Annotated in this window: 22 protein-coding genes and 1 pseudogene; 15 read left to right on the forward strand and 8 right to left on the reverse strand. The window is 71.8% G+C overall.

The genetic code is table 11. The annotated features are described in order from the left end of the window. Positions 1-13 precede the first annotated feature (13 nt). Together SOM35_RS12345 and SOM35_RS12350 are read left to right on the forward strand one after the other, a co-directional pair. Positions 14-481 carry a Fur family transcriptional regulator gene (locus tag SOM35_RS12345; RefSeq protein ID WP_320515610.1) on the forward strand — a complete coding sequence of 156 codons (468 nt, stop codon included), beginning with the start codon at positions 14-16 and terminating at the stop codon, positions 479-481. A 30-nt stretch (positions 482-511) separates the two neighbouring features. Beyond that, a complete protein-coding gene (locus SOM35_RS12350) occupies positions 512-2017 on the forward strand; it encodes a catalase (RefSeq protein WP_221851477.1) in 1506 nt (501 codons plus the stop codon). Positions 2018-2245: 228 nt separating this feature from the next. On the opposite strand, the gene SOM35_RS12355 is transcribed toward SOM35_RS12350, so the two are convergent. Continuing rightward, complete coding sequence (locus SOM35_RS12355; protein WP_320515611.1) at positions 2246-2812, reverse strand: GNAT family N-acetyltransferase; 567 nt, start codon at positions 2810-2812, stop codon at positions 2246-2248. A gap of 109 nt (positions 2813-2921) precedes the next feature. Between SOM35_RS12355 and SOM35_RS12360 the strand changes: the two genes are divergently transcribed. The 8 genes from SOM35_RS12360 to SOM35_RS12395 all read left to right on the forward strand — a co-directional run bounded on the left by SOM35_RS12360 (position 2922) and on the right by SOM35_RS12395 (position 8169). After that, on the forward strand, positions 2922-3200 hold the full coding sequence (locus SOM35_RS12360; protein ID WP_320515612.1) for a hypothetical protein: 279 nt from the start codon (positions 2922-2924) through the stop codon (positions 3198-3200). Between the two features lie 354 nt (positions 3201-3554). After that, a complete protein-coding gene (locus SOM35_RS12365; protein ID WP_320515613.1) occupies positions 3555-3827 on the forward strand; it encodes a hypothetical protein in 273 nt (90 codons plus the stop codon). A gap of 158 nt (positions 3828-3985) precedes the next feature. Then, positions 3986-4426 (forward strand): hypothetical protein, encoded by a 441-nt coding sequence (locus tag SOM35_RS12370; RefSeq protein WP_320515614.1) that lies wholly within the window; start codon positions 3986-3988, stop codon positions 4424-4426. A gap of 86 nt (positions 4427-4512) precedes the next feature. Next, on the forward strand, positions 4513-4815 hold the full coding sequence (locus SOM35_RS12375; protein WP_320515615.1) for a hypothetical protein: 303 nt from the start codon (positions 4513-4515) through the stop codon (positions 4813-4815). Positions 4816-5025: 210 nt separating this feature from the next. Then, a complete protein-coding gene (locus SOM35_RS12380; RefSeq protein WP_320515616.1) occupies positions 5026-5436 on the forward strand; it encodes a hypothetical protein in 411 nt (136 codons plus the stop codon). Then, entirely contained in the window at positions 5433-6491 is a 1059-nt protein-coding gene (locus SOM35_RS12385) for a peptidoglycan-binding domain-containing protein (RefSeq protein ID WP_320515617.1), read from the forward strand. The genes SOM35_RS12380 and SOM35_RS12385 overlap by 4 nt, the downstream gene beginning before the upstream one ends. Beyond that, complete coding sequence (locus tag SOM35_RS12390) at positions 6482-7084, forward strand: ABC transporter ATP-binding protein (protein WP_320515618.1); 603 nt, start codon at positions 6482-6484, stop codon at positions 7082-7084. The genes SOM35_RS12385 and SOM35_RS12390 overlap by 10 nt, the downstream gene beginning before the upstream one ends. Positions 7085-7095: 11 nt before the next feature. Next, positions 7096-8169, forward strand: coding sequence for a hypothetical protein (locus tag SOM35_RS12395; RefSeq protein WP_320515619.1), 1074 nt, complete (start codon positions 7096-7098; stop codon positions 8167-8169). Between the two features lie 34 nt (positions 8170-8203). Here the strand turns inward: SOM35_RS12395 and SOM35_RS12400 are convergent, their stop codons facing one another. Continuing rightward, the gene (locus tag SOM35_RS12400; RefSeq protein WP_320515620.1) at positions 8204-9187 is read right to left on the reverse strand and encodes a VOC family protein; all 984 of its coding nucleotides are present in this window, start codon (positions 9185-9187) and stop codon (positions 8204-8206) included. Between the two features lie 63 nt (positions 9188-9250). Further along, positions 9251-10030: an SDR family oxidoreductase gene (locus tag SOM35_RS12405; protein ID WP_320515621.1), complete on the reverse strand. Its 780-nt coding sequence runs from the start codon at positions 10028-10030 to the stop codon at positions 9251-9253. A 106-nt stretch (positions 10031-10136) separates the two neighbouring features. On the opposite strand from SOM35_RS12405, the gene SOM35_RS12410 reads away from it, so the two are divergent. After that, positions 10137-10670 (forward strand): hypothetical protein, encoded by a 534-nt coding sequence (locus tag SOM35_RS12410; RefSeq protein ID WP_253467275.1) that lies wholly within the window; start codon positions 10137-10139, stop codon positions 10668-10670. Positions 10671-10753: 83 nt separating this feature from the next. Continuing rightward, positions 10754-11179: pseudogene (gene lepB / locus SOM35_RS12415) on the forward strand (signal peptidase I); the annotation flags it as partial. 237 nt (positions 11180-11416) lie between these two features. Here lepB and SOM35_RS12420 read toward each other — a convergent pair. Then, a complete protein-coding gene (locus SOM35_RS12420) occupies positions 11417-11737 on the reverse strand; it encodes a hypothetical protein (protein WP_320515684.1) in 321 nt (106 codons plus the stop codon). A gap of 103 nt (positions 11738-11840) precedes the next feature. Here SOM35_RS12420 and SOM35_RS12425 point away from each other — a divergent pair, with 103 nt between their 5' ends. Next, positions 11841-13046: a GAF domain-containing SpoIIE family protein phosphatase gene (locus SOM35_RS12425; protein WP_320515622.1), complete on the forward strand. Its 1206-nt coding sequence runs from the start codon at positions 11841-11843 to the stop codon at positions 13044-13046. A 6-nt stretch (positions 13047-13052) separates the two neighbouring features. Here SOM35_RS12425 and SOM35_RS12430 read toward each other — a convergent pair whose 3' ends face one another. Both SOM35_RS12430 and purD read right to left on the reverse strand, forming a co-directional pair. Beyond that, positions 13053-13931 carry a phosphoribosylaminoimidazolesuccinocarboxamide synthase gene (locus SOM35_RS12430; protein ID WP_320515623.1) on the reverse strand — a complete coding sequence of 293 codons (879 nt, stop codon included), beginning with the start codon at positions 13929-13931 and terminating at the stop codon, positions 13053-13055. Next, positions 13928-15214 carry a phosphoribosylamine--glycine ligase gene (gene purD, locus SOM35_RS12435; RefSeq protein WP_320515624.1) on the reverse strand — a complete coding sequence of 429 codons (1287 nt, stop codon included), beginning with the start codon at positions 15212-15214 and terminating at the stop codon, positions 13928-13930. Before purD ends, SOM35_RS12430 begins: the two co-directional genes overlap by 4 nt. 57 nt (positions 15215-15271) lie before the next feature. Between purD and SOM35_RS12440 the strand changes: the two genes are divergently transcribed. Then, positions 15272-15631, forward strand: a complete 360-nt coding sequence (locus SOM35_RS12440; RefSeq protein WP_221851837.1) for a sterol carrier family protein — start codon at positions 15272-15274, stop codon at positions 15629-15631. Here SOM35_RS12440 and SOM35_RS12445 read toward each other — a convergent pair. Both SOM35_RS12445 and SOM35_RS12450 read right to left on the reverse strand, forming a co-directional pair. Further along, positions 15587-16528, reverse strand: coding sequence for a DUF4184 family protein (locus tag SOM35_RS12445; protein ID WP_320515625.1), 942 nt, complete (start codon positions 16526-16528; stop codon positions 15587-15589). The genes SOM35_RS12440 and SOM35_RS12445 overlap by 45 nt on opposite strands. Before the next feature lie 602 nt (positions 16529-17130). After that, entirely contained in the window at positions 17131-19719 is a 2589-nt protein-coding gene (locus SOM35_RS12450; RefSeq protein ID WP_320515626.1) for a helix-turn-helix transcriptional regulator, read from the reverse strand. Between the two features lie 104 nt (positions 19720-19823). Here SOM35_RS12450 and SOM35_RS12455 point away from each other — a divergent pair, with 104 nt between their 5' ends. After that, a complete protein-coding gene (locus tag SOM35_RS12455) occupies positions 19824-20378 on the forward strand; it encodes a hypothetical protein (protein WP_320515627.1) in 555 nt (184 codons plus the stop codon). The last annotated feature ends 74 nt before the right edge of the window (positions 20379-20452 follow it).

Consider the following 20452-nt stretch of genomic DNA (forward strand, 5'->3'; position numbering starts at 1 on the left):
AGAAGGGCTCCGCATGGTCGACGGCACCGAACTGCTCCGCGGAGCCGGCCTCCGCGTCACCGCGCCGCGTCTCGCCGCCCTCCGGGCCATCGAGACCCGACCGCACACCACCGCCGACGACCTGGTCACGGCGCTCGCCGCCGAACTCCCGACCACCAGTCACCAGGCGGTCTACGGCGTCCTCGGCGCACTGACCGGCGCCGGCCTCGTGCGCCGCATCGAACCGGCGGGCAGCCCCGCCCGCTACGAACGGCGGACGGGCGACAACCACCACCACATCGTCTGCACCATGTGCGGTGCGATCGGTGACGTGGACTGCGCCGTCGGACACGCACCGTGCCTGACGCCGTCCGAGACCCACGGCTTCGCCGTCACCACCGCCGAGGTCACCTACTGGGGGATCTGCGAGCAGTGTGCGGCAGCCGAGCAGAGCGGCATCGACACCGATGCCGTGGCTGCGAACCGACCCGAGCCATCCTGACCGAACCTACGTTCCACCTGAGGAGGAACCGTGTCCGACCAGAACACGCCCACCACCACGACCAACAGCGGGGCCCCGGTCTCCAGTGACCAGCACTCCATGGGAGTCGGGGCCGACGGCCCCCTCGCCCTGCACGACCACTACCTGGTCGAGAAGCTCGCCCAGTTCAACCGTGAGCGCATCCCGGAGCGCGTCGTGCACGCCAAGGGCGGCGGAGCGTTCGGTACCTTCACCGTCACGCACGACGTCTCGCAGTACACGCGTGCCGCGTTCCTCCAGCCCGGCCAGACCACCGAGATGCTCGCCCGCTTCTCGAGCGTCGCCGGTGAGCAGGGCTCGCCCGACACCTGGCGCGACCCCCGTGGCTTCGCGCTGAAGTTCTACACGTCCGAGGGCAACTACGACCTCGTCGGCAACAACACCCCGGTGTTCTTCATCCGCGACGGCATCAAGTTCCCGGACTTCATCCGCTCGCAGAAGCGCCTGCCGGGCTCGCACCTCCGCGACCACGACATGCAGTGGGACTTCTGGACGCTGTCGCCCGAGTCGGCGCACCAGGTCACGTGGCTCATGGGTGACCGTGGTCTGCCGGCCAGCTGGCGGAACATGGACGGCTTCGGTTCGCACACCTACCAGTGGGTCAACGCCGAGGGCGAGCGCTTCTGGGTGAAGTACCACTTCATCACCGAGCAGGGTCACAAGACCCTGACCCAGCAGGACGCCGACCGCATCGCCGGCGAGGACGCGGACTTCCACATCCGCGACCTCCACGAGGCCATCGAGCGCCAGGACTTCCCGCGCTGGACCCTCAAGGTGCAGGTCATGCCCTACGACGAGGCGGCCGAGTACCGCTTCAACCCGTTCGACCTGACGAAGGTGTGGCCGCACGCGGACTACCCCCTCATCGAGGTCGGCACGATGGAGCTCAACCGCAACCCGGAGAACTACTTCGCGCAGATCGAGCAGGCGACCTTCGCCCCCTCGAACTTCGTGCCCGGCATCGCGGCCAGCCCGGACAAGATGCTCCTCGCGCGCATCTTCAGCTACGCGGACGCCCACCGCTACCGGGTCGGCACGAACCACGCGCAGCTGCCGGTCAACGCCCCGAAGAACGAGGTGCACTCGTACTCGAAGGACGGCGGGATGCGCTTCGACTTCCAGAAGTCGGAAGTCCCCGTGTACGCGCCGAACTCGCTCGGTGGCGCCCACGCCGACCCGACCGCGACTGACGACGCCCCGGGCTGGGAGTCCGACGGTGCGCTCCAGCGCTCCGCCGCGACCCTGCACCCCGAGGACGACGACTTCGGCCAGGCGGGCACGCTCTACCGCGAGGTCCTCGACGACGCCGCTCGCGAGCGTCTCGTCGGCAACATCGCCGGCCACGTCTCCAAGGTGACGCGCGACGACCTGCGGGAGCGCGTCTTCGCCTACTGGACGAGCGTGGACCCCGACCTCGGTGCGCGCGTCCGTGCGGCCGTCGCGCCGAGCGCGCCGGGTTCGAACGAGGACCCGCAGAAGGTCGCCGTCGAGGCGTAGCAACTGGGGCACAGACGGGAGGCGCGGTGCGAGTTCGACTCGCACCGCGCCTCCCGTCTGTTGTCTGTCGGCCCGCCTGCTCGGCCGCCCGGAGCGCATGGCGCCCCGACCGGTCGAGACTCCCCGCTCAGTTCCGTCGAGTGGTCAGCAACCGTCGTTCCGGGAGGCCCGGTGCGACCGTTCCTGACCGCTCGGCGACCACAGGCGGGCGCGTCGGGATCGGGTCTCTCAGACCTGCTGGCCGTTGAGGAGGATCGGACCCTCCGGCCAGTCCTCGAGCCGGGCCGTCACCGGCCGGACCATCCAGCCGCCCTGCTCGGTCTCGACGACGCCGGCGCCCTCCGCGGTGAAGGCGCTGAAGGTGCCGATCGCTTCGGGGAACTCGTGCCAGCCCATGTGGGCGTAGAAGGGGATCCGGTCCTCGCCGGCGCCGAGGAAGCCGTACGGCACGCGGAGCCCGTCGAGCACGTCGTGCACCCGCTCCATCAGCTCGCGGCCCACCCCGGTGCCCTGCAAGCGTGGTGAGACACCGACCAGGCCGGTGTCGCCCACCAGGACGTCCTCGCCGCCGACCGTGACGAACATCCGGCGGATGCCGACGTGGGCCAGGACGACGCCGTCCGCGGTCCGGCCGAGCACGCGGCGCTCGGGTTGCATCCCGGACCAGCTCCGGCCCCCGACGTACCAGTGCGACCAGCTCGGGAACGCCTGCGCCAGCATCGCTGCGATCGCCTCGTGGTCGGTGAGCGTCAGTGCGCTCTCCTCGACCACCTCCCACCGGATGTCTTCGCTCATACGCCCATCTTGGGCTATTCGAGATGCGACATGAATAGTTGCGTCGGCCGGTGAAGGGTAATACGTTGCACATCACTGCGAGGGGCTCGCAGAGATGGAGGGAATGGACATGATCACGAAGTTGATCCTCGGCGCAGCCGTCGTGGGCACGCTCGTCAGCGGCACGGTCGCGCTCGATGCCGCGACCGCACCCCGGGCAGAGGCGGCGGCCTGCTACGGCTCGGTCAGCATCTGGAAGGGCAAGAACAACACGTGTTCGTCGTCCCGGCACTGGGACGCGATCAGGAACAGCAACCCGCGGTACGGCGCCTGGGTCGGGCGGGGCAAGTACTCGACGCAGAACGCCTGTTGGGCGAACGTCGTGTCGTACGGCATGACGGCCAAGTAGATGAGCGGGCGTGATCGCGGTCGTGTCTGCAGGGCTCTCGTCGGCGCGGCCGTGGTCTCGCTCGTCGCCGCGGGGTGCTCGAGTGCGAATGCTGGGCCGATACCGACGCCCGAGATCGACGCGCCACTCGGATCTGCCGGCCCGTGGGAACCTGAATTCCGCGAGGCGCTGTCACTCGGCGTCTCAGATTACGAAGCAGGCGTGCTGAGCGACGGGAGGGTCACAGCTGCTGAGCTCGAGGAAACTCACCATCACGTTCGCCGATGCCTGGCCGATTCCGGGTACTCGATCTCCTACGCAACTGATGGCGGATTCGAGATCGGCAGCCTGAAGGGTGCGCCGCCGAGTAACGACATGAGCAAGACGAACCGTGTTCTCGAAGCCTGCGAGAAGAAGTACGACGAGAGCATCACCTTCCTCTTCGAGTCGACGCGTCGGAACCCGCAGAAGCAAGACGAGGCGGCGATCACCGTCAGGTGCCTGCAGCAGGCCGGGTTGGTCGGCAAGGACTACAGCGAGCGGAAGTGGCGGGCCGAGTACGACGCGGGGGTGTTCTCGTTCCCGGAGTACGACACGGCAGCGAGGCAGTGCACGCTCGATCCGCTCGGGCTGTGGCGGACGCCGTGAGGCGGCGGCGGTGGTGCGTGGCATGGGCGGTGTCCGCCTTGGCCCTGAGCGGATGCGCCCAGTCGGCTCCAGGTCCCGTCGAGCCGACCCCTCATCGGATCGACCCAGCCGTCTTCGCTGCCGCCGGTCCATGGGCGGTGGAGTTCGCGGAGGCAGCGGTGGCTCCGTACCAAGTGGGGATCCTGTCGGACGGGGTGATCACCGCCGACGAACGCGCTGATGCACGAGCACGGACGAGCACGTGCATGCGGGGCCACGGGTACCGGTACGAGGAACACCGTGACGGTGCTGCCGACATCGATCCGTTGCATCGTCAGAGCGAGAGCATCGAACAGGTCGCGTCGTACCTGGCTGACTGCTCGCGGCGGTTCGACCATCACATCTCGATGCTGTTCGACGCGGTCCGACGGAACCCTGAGCACCGGGCCGAGGCCACGATCCAGGTGGCATGTCTGCAGCGCTCGGGAGTCGTCAGCGCGGACTACACACAACGGCGATGGCGGAGCGAACAGGCCGATGACCACTTCTCCTTCGAGGAGTGGTCCCCGGAGGCGACCCGGTGTCGACTCGACCCTCTCGGCCTCTTGCGGCAGGGATGAGCGGACGGCGCAGCGGAAGGGTCCGCCGAGAAGCGGACCTGCACTCTGCTTCCGAAATTGCAGCAGTTCCGACTGCCACGAGGCCCGTGGCGAACAGAGAGGAAACCATCAGGAAGAAGTTGCTCATCAGTACTGCGCTCGTCGGCATCGTCGTCAGCGGAGGGGTTGCGTTCGATGCAGTGTCGGCTCCAGAGGCGACGGCTTCGGCGTGCTGGGGTCAGATCACCCAGACGAAGGGCAAGAACTACACGGGGTGCGGCAGGGCGGTCCACTTCAACATCATCAAGAACAGCACGAAGAAGTACGGCAACACCGTCGGTGCCTATGCTTGGTCGTTCGAGAAGCTCTGCTACCCCAACGTGACGCAGTACGGAATGGTCCGAGCCTGATCGGCGCGTGAGTTGCTCTCGCTACCGACGGCGGTCCGGTTCCTCGCCGTGATGCTCGCGACTGGAGCCCTCGCTGGCTGCACCTCCGGTTCAACCGATGCTCGTCACGGCACTCGCTCTGCACCGGCGGACGGTCCATGGGGTGCGGAGTTCGCGCAGGCTCGAGACGAGGGCTCGCCCTACGAACGGAACGTGTTGGCGGACGGTGTCGTGACCGCTGCTGAGGTCAGTGATTCGCACCGTCGAGTGCAGACGTGCATGCGCGACGGCGGCTTCGACCTCGAGTGGACCGAGGAGAACACCTACGAGGTGACGGCCTCGGACGGAAGCGAACTCACGAAGGACGTGGACGCCGCGCTCGAGCAGCTGCGGCTCGCGTGCCTCGACAGATGGGACCACAGCATCACGTACCTCTTCACCGAGACTCGACGGAACCCTGAGAAGCAGGACGACGCGAAGATCACCGCCGCGTGTCTGCGGAAGTCCGGGCTCGTCGGCGCTGACTACACGGAACGCCGATGGCGGTCTGAGAACGACACCGGCAGCTTCTCGTTCGACGAGTACGACCCCGCTGCCGTGCAGTGTCGACTCGACCCACTCGGCCTCTGGCGGCAGGGATGAGCGGGCGGCGCAACAGCATGCTGTCCGGCTCGCTCCTCGGTCTCGGCAGCCTGCTGGTCGCTGCAGCCGCCGGTGTCGGCGCGGTCTTCGCACTCCCGGCCGATCCGCCCGCGGCCCTGCGGACGGCGACCCCGGTCGAGACGGTGGCGGTCACCGAGCGGTCGGACGCCGACGAACACCAGGTGCAGCTGGCGCTCGACACCGGTGCGCCCCGCGCTGTGGTCACGAGCCGGACCGGCATCGTCACGTCGTCGTCGTGTGCGACCGGCGGAGTCCTCCGGAGCGGCACGGAGATCGCCCGGGTCGACGACCTGCCGGTGATCGCGTTGGCCAGTGGGACGCCGCTGTTCCGAGACCTCCACGACGACGACCGGGGCGAGGACGTCCGCGGACTGCAACAGGAACTCGCTCGACTTGGTTCGAGGATCACCGTCGACGGGATCGTCGGACCGGGGACGCTCCGGGCAGCGCGGTCGTTCCTCCTGGCCCACGACGTTCCCCGTTCGGCGCTCTCGGACGGCACGATCGAGCGCTCGGCCTTCGCGTGGATCCCCGCGGCAGAGGCAACGGTCCGGACCTGCACGGCAGTGGTCGGGGCGCCGGTGGACGCCGACGGCACGCTCGTCGAGCTGCCCGCCGAACTGCGCGGAGCACGGATCGAGCAGCTCCCGGCGGACGTCGTGGCCGGCCCGCGTGCGATCACCGTCGGACAGTTCCGCAGTGCCGTCGACGACCACGGGGTGGTGACGGACCCGGCAGCACTCGCACAGATCGGCGTGCTGCCGGAGTACGCCGCGACGGTGGCGTCCGCCGACGGTGTCCCCACGCTGCCGGCGACGTGGGCGCTCGCCGAGCCGCTCACTGTCCAGGTCGTCCCCCCGACCGCGCTCTGGGACCTCCGGGACGACCACGCGTGCGTCCAACCGGTGACCGGGGATCCCGTCCGGGTCGAGGTCGTCGGTTCGGAACTCGGTCAGTCCTTCGTCCGGGCCGGATCGGGGACCACACTCGACCGCATCCGCGCGACACCGGAGGGTGGTCGGCCGTGCCGGTGAGCCTCAGCGGCGTCGGGCACCGCTGGCCGAACGGCACCGAGCTGTTCCACGACGTCGACCGGACCTTCGACGAGGGCACCGTGACGGCGTTGGTGGGCCCGAGCGGCTCCGGGAAGTCGACGCTGCTCGCGATCCTCGCCCGGATGACCGCTCCGACCTCCGGACGCGTGGAGCTGCCCGATGACGCCGCCGTGCTGTGGGTGTTCCAGAACCCGCACGGGGTGGCGCGCCGGACCGCCCTCGACCACGTGACCCTGCCGTTGCTCGCCCGAGGGATGCGTCGACGTGCGGCCGAGGACCGGGCCATGGTCGTCCTCGAGCGTTTCGGTCTCGCGGGCCGGGCCACAGCGCGGTTCCGCGAACTCTCGGGTGGGGAAGCGCAGCGGCTGATGCTCGCGCGGGGCGTCGCTGCGGCCCCGACGCTGATGCTCGTCGACGAACCCACCGCGCAACTCGACCGGACGACCGCGGCCGAGGTGAACGACGTGATCGCCGAACTCGCAGCCGCCGGCACCACCGTCGTCGTCGCGACGCACGACGACGCCACCCGGGCGGCGTGCGGGGCGGTCCTGGACCTCGGGGCGTTCCGGTGAGACGGCCCCGCATGCGGACGATCGAGGTGCTCCGGGAAGCCTGGCGGGACCTCAGCTCGGGTGCCGGCGCCGGGGTCGTCTGCGCGGTGGTCCTGGCGGTGCTGCTCGCCGGAGTCGTCGGCAGCCGGACCGTCACCGTCACAGCCGACGTCCGCGCCGCCGCCCAGTGGGTGACGTCCGGTGCCGCAACGCAGGTGTTCACGGCTGCCGGACGGATCGACGGGCGAGCGTGCGCGGCACTGGCCGACGAGCCGAACGTGCTGGCCGCCGGGGCCTTCCGGAAGACCGAGGACGGCATGGTCGTCGCGGCGCTCCCGGGAAGCTCGATCCCGACCTACGAGGTGACCGGCGGAGCGACCGCACTGTTCAGCGTCGCCGGGTCCACGGCTGACGCGGGTGTCGTCGTCGCCCCCGAGGTGGCCGACGTCCTCGGCGTCCGGGTGGGCCAGCGCATCGCCACCCCGGACGGCCCGGTCCCGGTCGCCGGGGTCTACGCCTACCCGGACGACGGCCGCGACCCCGAGCTGTCGTACGCGGTCCTGGCACCCGCCGCTGACGACGGCGCGCCCTTCGATACGTGCTGGGCGACGATCTGGCCGGCGGACGAGTCCGCCGTCGCCGCGCTCCGGCGGACGCTGCTGCCGGCGAGCGGTTCCGAGGACGGCGAACGGTCGACGCTCGGCCAGCTGAACCCGCGATCCGGCACGACGTTCCTCCCGAGCGAACCGCCTGCCCCGGGCGTGCTCGAGGCGGTGGCGCTCGCACTCGGGCTCATCGTCGGGTCCGCTGCGGTGCTGCGTCGGCGGTTGTCCATCGCCTCGGACCGTCACGTCGGGGTCGGTGTGGCGGCGCAGGCGCTCGGCATCGCGGTCCAACACCTGGCGTGGGGCTCGGTGGGCGCGACGCTGGCACTCGCCGTGTCCGTCGTGATGGTCCGGGGCCTGCCGGCCGGCGACGGTCTGCCGATCCTCACCGGTGCCGCAGTGCTCAGCGCGCTCGGACTCGTCGGTGTCGTCGTCGGGGGAGCCGCGAGCGTCGCGCTGATCCGGGAGCGTGACCTGCACCGGTACTTCCGCACCCGATGACGGTGACCGGGAGGCGCGGCGCACGCCCATTACGTCACCCGCGACCTGCGGTGGTCACCTCGATGCGGTTCGCCCACGGGTCCTCGAACGCGACCGTCCGTCCGTCGTCCGCGGTCTGCACCCCGGCATCGCGCATGCGCGTGGTCAGCGCGCCGAGGTCGTCGACGGCCGGGACCTCGATCCGGACCAACCCGAGGCCGAGCGCCTGCTGCCGGCGACCCGCTCCCCGGGAGTTCCACGTGTTCATCGCCATGTGGTGGTGGTACCCGCCGGCGCTGACGAACAACGCCTGGCTGCCCATCGCCGCGGTGGTCGCGAAGCCGAGCGTGTCGACGTAGAACGCCTTCGCTGCGGCCACGTCCCCGACCGACAGGTGCACGTGGCCGACTCGGCCGGGTCGGGCGTCCGCGTGCTCGAGCGCCTCGGGGGTGAGGTGCTCCTGCAGGAACGCGTTCGGGTCGATGTACACGGTGTCCATGTCGATCGACCCGTGCGTCCACGACCACTCGGTGCGGTCGCGGTCCCAGTACAGCTCGACGCCGTTGCCCTCCGGGTCGGTGAAGTAGAACGCGTTGCTGATCAGGTGGTCGGCGCTGCCGGTGAACGACTGCGGGTACCGCGTGGCGACGGAGTACAGCGCGGCGGCCAGGTCCGCACGGTCGTCGAACACGACGGCGGTGTGGAACAGGCCGGCCTGTCCGGGGCTTGCGTGCCGGAGCGCGGGCTCGTGCTCGAGCACGACGACGGGCACGTCGAGCGCACCACCCGCCGGCACAGCACCACCCGCCAGCACCGTGCCCCCGACCGGCACATCGCCACCCGCCGGCACCGTGCCACCAGCCGACACCACACCCCCGCCCGCCGCCGGCCGCCCGAGCACGACCCGCGCCCCCTCCTGCACGAGCACCGTCAGCCGCACACCGTCCCGGTAGAACGCCGTCATGGCATCGAGGTCGGCGACCCGGAGCGTGACGGCGCCCATCCCGGTGTCCGCGGCGAGGAGGTCCTGCGAGTTCATCCGCTCAGTCTGCGCCGAGATCGTTGACGCGTCAACCAAACGAGCCCGAGTGCCCCGACACCCTCACTTCGCGCTGAACCCACCGTCCGTCTTGAGCAGCTGCCCGTTCACCCAGCCACCGTCCGGCCCGCACAGGAACCCGACGAGCGCGGCGGTGTCGGTCGGCATCGACGGCCGTCCGAGCGGGGTCTGGTCGACGGCGGACTGCCGGATCTCGTCCGTCATCCACCCGGTGTCGTTCGGCCCCGGGTTGATGGTGTTCGCGCTCACCCGGACGTCGCCGAGCTCGATCGCCGCTCCGACGATCAGCCGGTCGAGCGCCCCCTTGCTGGTGCCGTACGGCAGGTTGAACCCGACGTGGTCGCTCGTCAGCGCGATCACCCGGCGGCGGTAGAGCGGCACGTCGGCACCCTCCCGCAGTCGTCGCGCGTAGGCCTGGACGATGAGGAACGGCGCGCGCACGTTCACGGCCAGGTGCTTGTCGAACGACTCGACGGTCGTCGTCGCGAAGTCGGAGTCCGCCGACTCGCAGTGCGACATGACGACGGCGGTCACCGGTGCGCCCGCCTCGGCCTCGGCACGGCCGACGAGGGCGGCCGCCTGCTCCGGATCCCCCAGGTCGACCGGGAGGCGCGTCACGGCAGCTCCCGCCGCCACACACTCCGCGACGACCGCGTCCACCCCCGCCGGGTCGGCAGCCCCGTGCACCCGCTCGTCGTACGGCCCCCACCAGCTGATCGCGAGGTCCCAGCCGTCGGTCGCGAGGCGGATCGCGATCGCGGCGCCGATGCCGGCTCGTCGGCCGACCCCGGTCACCAGGGCGAGTGGTCTGCGGTTCGTCATGCGGGCCTCCATCCCGGCCGTGCGGCGGTGCACGGTCCTGACCACCTTGGCATCGCATCCGGTTGCTCGTCAGCCGGACCCGGCCGGGACGGGCCAAGATGGACCGATGCCCCCTGAACGCCGAGGTCGCCGCCCGCGACCCGAAGACCTGCCGGTCGAGCAGGCCCGCGACCGCATGTCGTCGTACATCTACGGCAACATCACCGTGCTCGCCGTCGCGATCGCGGTCTCGCCGGAGCAGATCGAGCACGGCGCCGCGGTGTTGACGGTGCTGGCGACCGCGGTCCTGACCTACCTGGCGCACGTCCTGTCGCACCTGGTGGCGCACTCGATCGGTGCCACCGACGACGAGGACGCCCGTCGCGAGACCGTCGCGGTGATCACCCGGAACGCGAACCCGATCGCGACCTCCGGGCTCATCCCGGCGGTGCTCTACGCGGCCGCGTGGGTCGGGTGGCTGCCGGCAGAGGGCGCGCAGATCGCGGCGGTCGTCATCCTGGTCGTCCGCATCGGCCTGGTCGGGGTGGTCCTGCAGCGGTTCAGTGGGAAGCGGCCCTCGTTCCTGGGGCTGTGGGGCGGGATCGTGCTCGCCGCGGTCGCGCTCGCCATCTCGCTGGTGAAGGTGGTGGCGACACATTGAGCACCGAGGCACCCGAGGCGAGCCCCGCGGACGAACGCCGCAGGTCGACGAAGCGGTTCATCCGCGACCTGGTGGTCATCGTCGTGCTGGCGCTACTCGCCTCGTTCCTGGTCAAGGCGTACCTGGTGCGCTCGTTCTACATCCCGTCGGAGTCGATGGAGAACACCCTGCTCGTCGGCGACCGCGTGCTCGTCAACGAGCTCGTGCCGCACGTGATGCCGCTCGAGCGCGGGGACGTCGTCGTCTTCCGCGACCCGAACGCGTGGCTCGGCCCGGGGCAGGGCGACGACCTCATCAAGCGGGTCATCGGGCTGCCGGGCGACCGCGTGCAGTGCTGCGACGCCCAGGGCCGGCTGTCGGTGAACGGGCACGCCGTCGACGAGCCGTACGTGCGGCTGCCGGCGGACGTGAAGCGGGTGTCGGGTGACGACTTCTCGATCACGGTGCCGAAGGGGCGGATCTGGGTGATGGGCGACAACCGGTACAACTCGGCCGACTCGCGCATCCACGGCAACGTCCCGCTGGACGACGTCGTGGGCCGCGCGTTCGTCATCACCTGGCCGGCCGACCGGTGGTCGGTGCTGTCGCGCTACGGCGCGGAGTGGGACGCGGTGCCCGAAGCGAAGCGAAGTGACGCAGCGCGAAGTGACGCAGCGCGGGGTGACGCAGCGCGGGGTGACGCACCGCGGGGTGACGCACCGCGGGGTGACGGGGCGGGCCCGCACCGCGCCTCCCGGCCGGGAGGCTCAGCACCCGACGGTCGTCAGCGTCACCTTCGCGACCTGGTCGGCACGGACCTGGGCCCGCTCCGGGCACAGGTCGCCGGCGCGGACGGTGACCTCGCCGAGGGGCACGCCCGCGAAGTCGGCGGTGTCCCCCGGGTAGACCTGCTGGTGCGACGACGGTTCCCCGTTCGGCAGGAACACCTTCACCTGGTACGGGTGGTCGGCGGCGTTCTGCGACACCGTGACGGACACCTGCCCGGTCGGGTTCTGCGCGCCGCAGCCGGTGAGGGCCAGGGTCGCGCCACAGGCCAGGGCGAGGACGGGGACGACACGGCGGAGCACGGCCCCAGAGTACGCGGCGGCGGCCGGGTGACCCGTCCACTGGGGGCATGCGTTCTGGACACAGGACGAGGGCGCTGTCCGGTATCCGCGTTAGCGTGGAGGCATGAGCATCGAGCACGTGGAGCAGCATGCGGATCAGGCTTCCGCTCCCGAAACCGCTCGTCGTGCTGCCCTCCTGGCCGCCCTGGACGTGGTGCAGAGCGGGCCCGAGGAGCGCTTCGAACGCATCACCCGGATCGCACGCGAGGCCTTCGGCGTCGCCGGTTCCTTCCTCAACCTGGCGGGCGACGACCTGCTCTTCCACAAGTCCCAGCAGTCCGACGCGGTGTTCCCCGGGTCGACGCCGCTCCGTGACACCTTCTGCGGACGGACCCTGCACCAGGACGGTCCCGTGGTCGTGGCGGACGCCCGCGACGACCAGCGGTTCTCGGACCTGCCGATGGTGAACGACGACCCGAACGTCCGCTTCTACGCCGGGGTCCCGCTGCACGTGGGCGCCGACGCGACGAAGGTCGGCACGCTCTGCCTCATCGACCCGGAGCCCCGGACCCTCACCGCGGACGACGTCGTCCTGCTGCAGGAACTCGCAGTCTGGGCGGAGCGCGAGCTCGCCACGGGCCTCGACGACGACCGGATCCGTGCCGTCCTGACGGGTCTGCAGCCGCGGACCGTCGACCTGCCGGGGTGGACGATCGGCGGCACGTCGATCCCGTACGGCATCGTGTCGGGTGACTTCCACGAGTGGCGTGTGGCCGGCGACACGGTCGACCTGACCGTCGCGGACGTGATGGGGAAGGGCATGGCCGCCGGCCTCCTCGCCGCCGGGATGCGCGGTGCACTGCTCGCCCGGTGCAACGAGGTCCCGCCGACCGCCGTCGCCGCGCTCGAGGAGCAGGTGGCGCCGGACCTCAGCGCAGCCGAGGCCTTCGCCACGCTCTTCCACGGCCGACTCGACACCACCACGGGCCGGCTCGACTTCGTCGACGCGGGGCACGGCCTCGTGCTGCACCTGCACGCCGACGGCACCGAGACCGTCCTGCGCTCCGTCGACCTGCCGATCGGCCTGCACCCGGTCGGCATCGACCGTGCCGTCGGGCAGCTCGTCCTCGAACCGGGGGACTCGCTCGTGCTGGTCAGCGACGGGGCGCTCGAGCTCTGGGACTCGACCCTGGCGTCGCTGTCCCGCCTCGGTGCGCTGTACCGGAAGTCGTCGGACCTCGGGGCGTTCCTGGCCGGCGTCCGCGGGCGTGCGATCGAGCACGACCCGGGCGACGACCTGACCGTCGTCGTGGTCTCCCGCGACGCCTGACCCGCGTCAGGCGCCGAGGCGCTCGATGAGTTCCCGGTACCGGGCGGCCGTCCGGGCGACGACCTCGTCCGGCAGCACCGGCGGCGTGCCGGTGCGGTCCCAGTTGGCGCTGAGCCAGTCGCGGACGATCTGCTTGTCGAACGAGTCCGTGCGGTTGCCCGACTCGTACGCGGCGGCGTCCCAGTAGCGGCTGGAGTCGCTCGTCAGGACCTCGTCGGCGATGCGGATCAGCCCGTCGGCGTCGCGCCCGAACTCGAACTTCGTGTCCGCGATGACGACCCCGCGATGCAGGGCGATCGCCGCCGCGTCGGAGTACACCGCGAGCGAGAGGTCACGGAGAGCAGCCGCGTCGGCCGCTCCGACGAGTTCCTCGGTGCGCTCGAACGAGATGTTCTCGTCGTGCTCGCCCTGCGGTGCCTTGTACGCCGGCGTGTAGATCGGCTCCGGCAGACGGTCGCCGTTGGACAGTCCGGCGGGCAGGGCGACACCGCAGACGCTGCCGGACTGCTGGTACTCGGCCCAGCCGCTACCGACCAGGTACCCGCGGACGACGCACTCGATCGGGAACATCCGGAGCGGCATGACGTGCATCGACCGGGCCTCGACGTCGGCCGGGACCGGGGTCGTGGTGCCGCTCGGCGTGAGCAGGTGGTTCGGGACGTCGCGCAGCTGGTCGAACCAGAAGTGGGACAGCCGCGTCAGCAGCTCGCCCTTGCCGGGGATCGGCGGCTCGAGCGCGAAGTCGTACGCGCTGACCCGGTCCGAGGCCAGCAGCAGCAGCTCGGTGGCGCCGGCGACGTCGGCGGTGTCGGCCGGCACGTAGAGCTCGCGGACCTTGCCGGACGAGACGTGTCGCCAGCCGGCGACGACGGGTGCGGTGCTCATCGGACGACCTTCGTGGCGATGTCGGTGCGGAACTGGCCGCCGGGCAGGGTGATGTCGTGCAGTCCCGCGTACGCGCGGTCGCGCGCCTGGGCGAAGTCGGACCCGGTCGCGACGACACTGAGCACGCGTCCGCCGGTGGCGACGAGGTCGCCGTCGAGGGTGCCGGTCGCGGCGTGCAGGACGGCGACGCCGTCACGGGCGTTCGCGGCGTCCACCCCGGTGATGACCCGACCGGTGACCGGGTTCTCCGGGTAGCCCTCACTCGCCAGGACGACGGTGACGGCCGCCTGGTCACGGAACTCCGGCCGCGGGGTGCTGCCGAGCTGCCCGGTGGCGGCGGCCAGCAGCAGGCTGCTCAGCGGGGTCGCCAGGCGGGGGAGCACGACCTGGGTCTCGGGGTCGCCGAACCGCGCGTTGAACTCGATGACCCGCACGCCCTGCTCGGTGACGATGAGCCCGCAGTAGAGCAGTCCGACGAAGGGCGTGCCCTCGTGTTCGAGCTGGCGGACGGTCGGCAGGGCGACGAGCTCGGTGACCTCGTCCACGAAGGCCTGCTCGGAGCCCCATCGCTCGTCGAGCCACGGCAGCGGCGAGTAGGCGCCCATGCCACCGGTGTTCGGCCCGAGGTCGCCGTCGCCCAGACGCTTGTAGTCCTGCGCGGGGGAGAGCGGCCGGACGTCGTGCCCGTCGCTGAGGAAGAACAGCGACACTTCTTCGCCGTCGAGGAACTCCTCGACCACGACGTGTCCGTGCTGCAGCCAGTAGGTCGCGTGGTCGAGCGCCGCCTGACGGTCCTCGGTCACCAGGACGCCCTTGCCGGCGGCCAGCCCGTCGGCCTTGACGACGTAGGGGGCACCGAGGTCGTCGAGCGCCGCGGCGGCTTCGTCCACCGTGCCGGCGTACACCGGGCGTCCGGTCGGGACGCCCGCTTCGGCCATGATCCGCTTGGCGAACGCCTTCGAGCCTTCGAGCTGCGCGGCGGCCTTGCCCGGACCGAAGACCGGGATGCCGCGAGTGCGGAGCGGGTCGGCGACACCGGCGATGAGCGGGGCCTCGGGCCCGACGACGACCAGGTCGACGTCGTTCTCGAACGCGTACTCCGCCACCAGGGCGCCGTTCGACGGGTCGAGCGACACCGTCTCGACGTCGGCGGCGATGCCGGCGTTGCCCGGCGCGGCCGTGATGACGTGACCGCCACCGTCCGGGGACGCGGCCTGCTCCGCCAGGAGGGCCGTGATGATCGCGTGCTCGCGGGCACCGGAACCGAGGACGAGGATTCGCACGCGATCACCCTACCGAGCCCGACTCGCCGCCCGCAGTGCACCGGCTAGCCTGTGGAGATGCCGCCGAGGACCATCGAAGACGCCGTCGGACGGGCTGCCCTGGAGGCCGTGACCGCCGGCGCGACGGACCGCACCTCGATGGCGACCGCCGTCCGCTGGACCCTGCAGCGCCTGGCCGAGGACGTCCCCGGCAACAGCGTGGAGGTCCGGGTCCCGCCGTTCGCGGCCGTGCAGGCCGTGCCCGGCCCCCGCCACACCCGCGGGACCCCGCCGAACGTCGTCGAGACCGACCCGGCGACGTGGCTCGCGCTCGCCACCGGCCGCCTGCGCTGGGACGACCCCGACACGGCCCGACGCGTCAGTGCCTCCGGGTCACGGGCGGACCTCGCCGCGTTCCTGCCGGTCCGTCTGCCCTGAGTCCGTCTGCCCTGAGTCCGTCCGCCCTGACACGTCTGTCTGCCCTGAGCCCGTCTGCCCTGGCGCATCGCGCTGCTCCGGCGCGTCCGGCAGCCCCGACCGGTCCGCCGACCGCGCGCGTCGCACCAGCAGCAGCACGAGTGCCCCGACGACCAGCGTCACCGCGACCGTGGGTGGCAGCACGAACGCCTCGCGGACGACGAGCGACCCGACCCCGCCCCCGCGGCCGAGGACCGACCCCGCGGTCACCAGCGCGACCAGCAGGACGGCGGCGAGGGCGACGACCGGGATGATGCGGGCCTCCCGGCCGGACGCCGCGGTGGTCGCGCCGGACCGCTCCGGACGGGAGGCCCGCCCCACCCCCGCCACGTCGCCGGCGGTGGCTGCATGGCGCGTCCACCGCAGCAGCAGCACGAGGAGCAGCAGCAGGCCGCCGGCGCTCGACGCGTCCTGGACGAGCGAGTACACCGGGTGCCCACCGACATCGGAGCGGAGCGCCGCCACGTGCCGGACGAACCAGCCGTGCGGGTGCGACCAGGCGTCCCAGACGACGTGCGTCACGCTGCCGAGCACGCAGGCGACCACGACCAGCGGGACCCGCGCCGGCGGGACCCGCTCGGGCCGGTGCCAGCCGGGCAGCTGCGCGCGGTACCGGGCGGGCAGGACCGGTGTCCATGCGGGCCGGACGAGGAACCACCACCCGGCGAGGACGACGAGCGACACCGCGAGGTCGATCGTGACGACGCCGACCCACGAGTGCGTGAAGCCGTACGGCGGCAGCGCGGGTACGAAGAGCACGGCGTCGGGGGCCATCGAGCCGACCGCGACGGCCGCGACGGGCAGGACGGTGTGGCGGAACGGCAGGGCGACGACCGCGTGGCTGATGGTGAACGGCACCCGTCGAGCCTGGCGGGCGGCGGGACGCGGGCGCATCGGCCGGGAGGCGGAGACGGCGGCCGGTGCGGACCTGGGGTGGCGCGGACCTGGACCTGCGCCGGTCCTGGGGTGGCGCGGACCTGGACCTGCGCCGGTCCAGGCCGATACCGGCGGGAATTAGGTAGGTCCTACCGATGTGGACCGTGCACCTGGTTCTCTAACCTGGTTGAAGTCGCCGGGATTCGGACCCGACCCGAACGGGTCCGAACCCGGCGACACACGCAACGCTACGCGAAAGCGGGCCCGCTGTGTCAACGAGAACGGCGAGTCGTGCTGCATCCCGCAACTTCTTGCGGTCGATCCGTCGCGCCCGGACGCGGGCGGCACCGTCCGGACGAGGACGGCTGCCTGGTCTCGGCTGCTGGCGGCACACGTGCCCGTCGTCCGTCTGGTGCCCGGCGCCCGGCGTCGAGACGGGCCCGTCTCCGTCAGACGCCGCGGTGCGCCCGAGACGCCGCAGGATCAGGCGGCGTCTCGGCCGGATGGCGGCGTCTCGGACTGACGCCGGCGTCTCGGCGGGGCCGGCGGGGCCGCGGGGCCGGCGGACCGTCCGGAAGGGCGGGTCAGACCATCTCGGCGAGCTCGGACCGCGAGCGCAGGTCCCACTTCGCGAACACCCGCGACATGTGCGCGTCGATCGTCCGCACCGACAGCCCGAGGTGCTCGGCGATCCGCCGGTTCGAGAACCCCTGGGCCGCGAGCTGGGCGACCTCGTACTCCCGCTTCGTCAGCGGCTGCGTCCGACGTCCAGCGGTCACGGCCATCCCGCACGCAGCCAGGTCGGCCTGGGCGCTGGCGATCCACCCGCGGTCGCCCGAGCGCAGTGCGTCCGCGTACTGCGTGATCGCGCTCGCCAGGGGCCCGTCCACCCGTCCCGCCGCGTCCTGCAGGCGGTCGAGCGACGACGCGGTGTCCCGACCGGCCGCGATGTCCATCACGTAGTGCAACGCCTGCCCGTAGAGCACGTGTGTCCAGGCGCCGGACGCGGTCCCGCGGGCGATCAGCTCGTCGGCGCGGTAGAGCCCGGCGGGGTTGCCGAGCAGCGCCTCGGCCCACGCGATGGTCATCTCGATCTGGTCGCCCAGGATCCGCATCGCCCGGAGCGGTGTCGTCCGCGCCCGCTCGACGGACTCGGCGGCCGCGTCCGTCATGCCCGCGTACGCCTGTGACATCGCCAGACGGGACCACGCGTAGGCGGCGAACCCGCCCGGGTCGTCGACGGCGTACCGCTCGCACGCGGCCGTGAACGCGGTGACGGCGTCCGACCACCGGCGTTGTCCCAGTGCCTGGTTGCCGATGCCGAACAGCTCGAGCGTGAAGTCGTACTTCAGGAACGGGTCCGACCGGCTGACCGGCACCTGGGTCACCATCTCGGCGATGTCGCCCCGCCACACCTGGACCTGGTGCATGACGGACACGATCTCGCCGACGCTCCACGGGGAGTCCTCGAGGTGCACGGCGGCCGTGGCCAGGCACGCCTGCGCGAGCCGGATTGCCTCGTCGAGTCGCCCGCCGGTGCCGAGGGCCGCCACGGCACAGGCGGCGATCGGCAGGAAGGACCGCGGGATCGCCGGGGCGTGCAGGACGCCGGTGCGCTCGATCTCCTGTCGGACCTCGGTGAAGTCGCCACCCCAGCCGAGGTGTGACAGCCGCAGGAGCCGGAGCTGCTCGACCGTCTCGAGGTCCACGAACTGCATCGCGGACTCGGTGAGGGCGACGGCCGCCGGGGTGTCGTCGTCGTGGAACTGGCGGAGGTTCGCGAGGGTCTCGCACGCCTCGACCACGGCGACGTCGTCGACCCGCGGGCCCGAGGTCACCAGGCCCCAGGCCGCTTCGGCGTCGAGCCGGCCGGCCTCGCGCCCGCTGCTGTACCCGTAGGCCAGGGACCGGAGACAGTGGGTGCGCACCCGGTCGGTCGGGGTGAGGCCGGCGTCGGGTCCGCCGTTGAGGGCCGCGGTCGTCAGGACGATGGCGCTCTCGTGCTCCTGCAGGCCGCCGGCGACCCGGGCCGCGTCGAGCAGCTGGTCGACCGGGGGCACGATGCCGCACTCGAGTGCCCAGAGGGTCGAGCGGAGTCGGGCTGCCGGTGGTGCCCCCTCCGGCCGGTCGGTGCGGAAGGCGTTGGCGCGGGCGAACAGCGAGGTCCGGCGGGCGACCGGCACCAGGGCGCGGACGACCTCGCCGATGAGCGGATGCGAGGAGCGCGCGACCGGGCTGCCGGTGTCGGTCGAGTCGATCCGGACGAAGCCGAGCCCCACCATGCGGTCGAGGTCGCGTCCGTCGACCAGGGCGATCAGGCGGGACAGCGGGATCGGTTCAGCGAGGGCGACGATCTCCACGACGTCCCGGAGCTCGCCCGGCAACGCCCCGAGTTCGGTCCGGTACATGTCCGCCAGGCTCATCGACGCCGTGACCCGTCCTCGCCAGTACCAGCTCAGGGCGGTGTGCTCGAGCGCTCCCGAGGACAGGCCGGCCCGCACGACCTCGCGCAGGTACAGCGGGTTGCCCTGCGTCGCCCGGTGGACCTGCTCCACCGACGCCGGTTCGAGCGGGGCGCCGAGCGCGCGCTCGATCAGGGACGAGGCCTCGGCCACGTCGAGCGGTTCCAGGTCGATGCGTTCGAGCAGGTCGTCCTGCCACAGCGCCCGCAGCGGTTCGGCGAGGGCCGTGAAGTCCCGGCAGGTCAGCACGAGCCGCGCGTGCTGGTCCCGCACGAGCCAGGCGACGTAGCGGGCCGACAGGGCGTCGAGCAGGTCGGCGTCGTCGACCCGGAGGAGCAGGTCGCGTCCCTCCGCCTCGGCGGCGTCCCGGAGGCGCGCCTCGGCCGGAACGGGTTCGGTCAGGTCGTCGCCCAGGACGTCCCCGAACCGATCCGACACCGCGCCGAAGGGCATCGAGGACCCGGCGGCCACGGCGGTGATCGGCACGACCAGCGGGTCCGTGTCCCGCTCCTGCGCGGCGACCCGGTCGGTGACGCGAGCGGCGACGGTGGTCTTCCCGAGCCCGGCGGCCCCCACGAGGGCGACACTCCACCGGTGCTCACCGACGACGGCGACCGCGCGGTCCTCTTCGTCACGGGTGATCACGGGCCAGGACAGGCGGGCGGGGGCGGTCGTCGGACGGCGCTCGCTCGACGCGGCCTCCTCGACCATCGCGCACCTCCGTCCTCGACGGTGTTCCGTCCTGCACCATCATCTCGCGTCCACCGGACGAACTGCCGGGCGTGGATCCTCCCAAGGTGGGGGACAATGGGGACGTGAGCAACACCGATCGACCCGACGAACGCCCGGTGCCGGCGCCGAACGCGGTGACCAGCCCGGACCAGGTCACCATCCGACGCGCCCCCCGTTTCAGCGTCTTCATCCTCGGCGGCGCCGTCCTCGGCTTCTTCGTGACGGTCATCGTCGTCGCGCTCACGATGGGCATCGATCGCGGCAACCAGCAGGAGACCACCGGTTTCGCGGGCCTCGTCGGCTACTTCAGCCTGTACGGCGTCTCGATCGGCATGCTCGTCGGCGCGGTCATCGCCGTCGTGCTCGACCAGGTCTCGTCCCGCCGTGCGGCCCGGCTGACGGCCGAGCGGGTCGCCGTCGACCCGGCTCCGGAGACCGTCGACGGTGAGCTCGAGGACCACACGGCACCGCACGTCCGGCCCGCCACCGACGTGCCCGCCACCGACGTGCCCGCCACCGACGTGCCCGCCACCGACGTGGCCGCTACAGACGTGCCCGACACCGACGTGGCCGCTACAGACGTGCCCGACACCGACCGCACGGTCGAGCCGGAACCCCGGGAACGCCCCGAGCGCTGAGGCTGCGGTCGCGGACGCGACCACCAACGGACTGGAGGCCCGTCACCAGTTGGTGACGGGCCTCCAGTCCGTTG

The sequence above is a fragment of the Curtobacterium sp. CFBP9011 genome, from assembly GCF_034045095.1.
In the GTDB taxonomy this organism is placed as follows: Bacteria; Actinomycetota; Actinomycetes; order Actinomycetales; family Microbacteriaceae; genus Curtobacterium.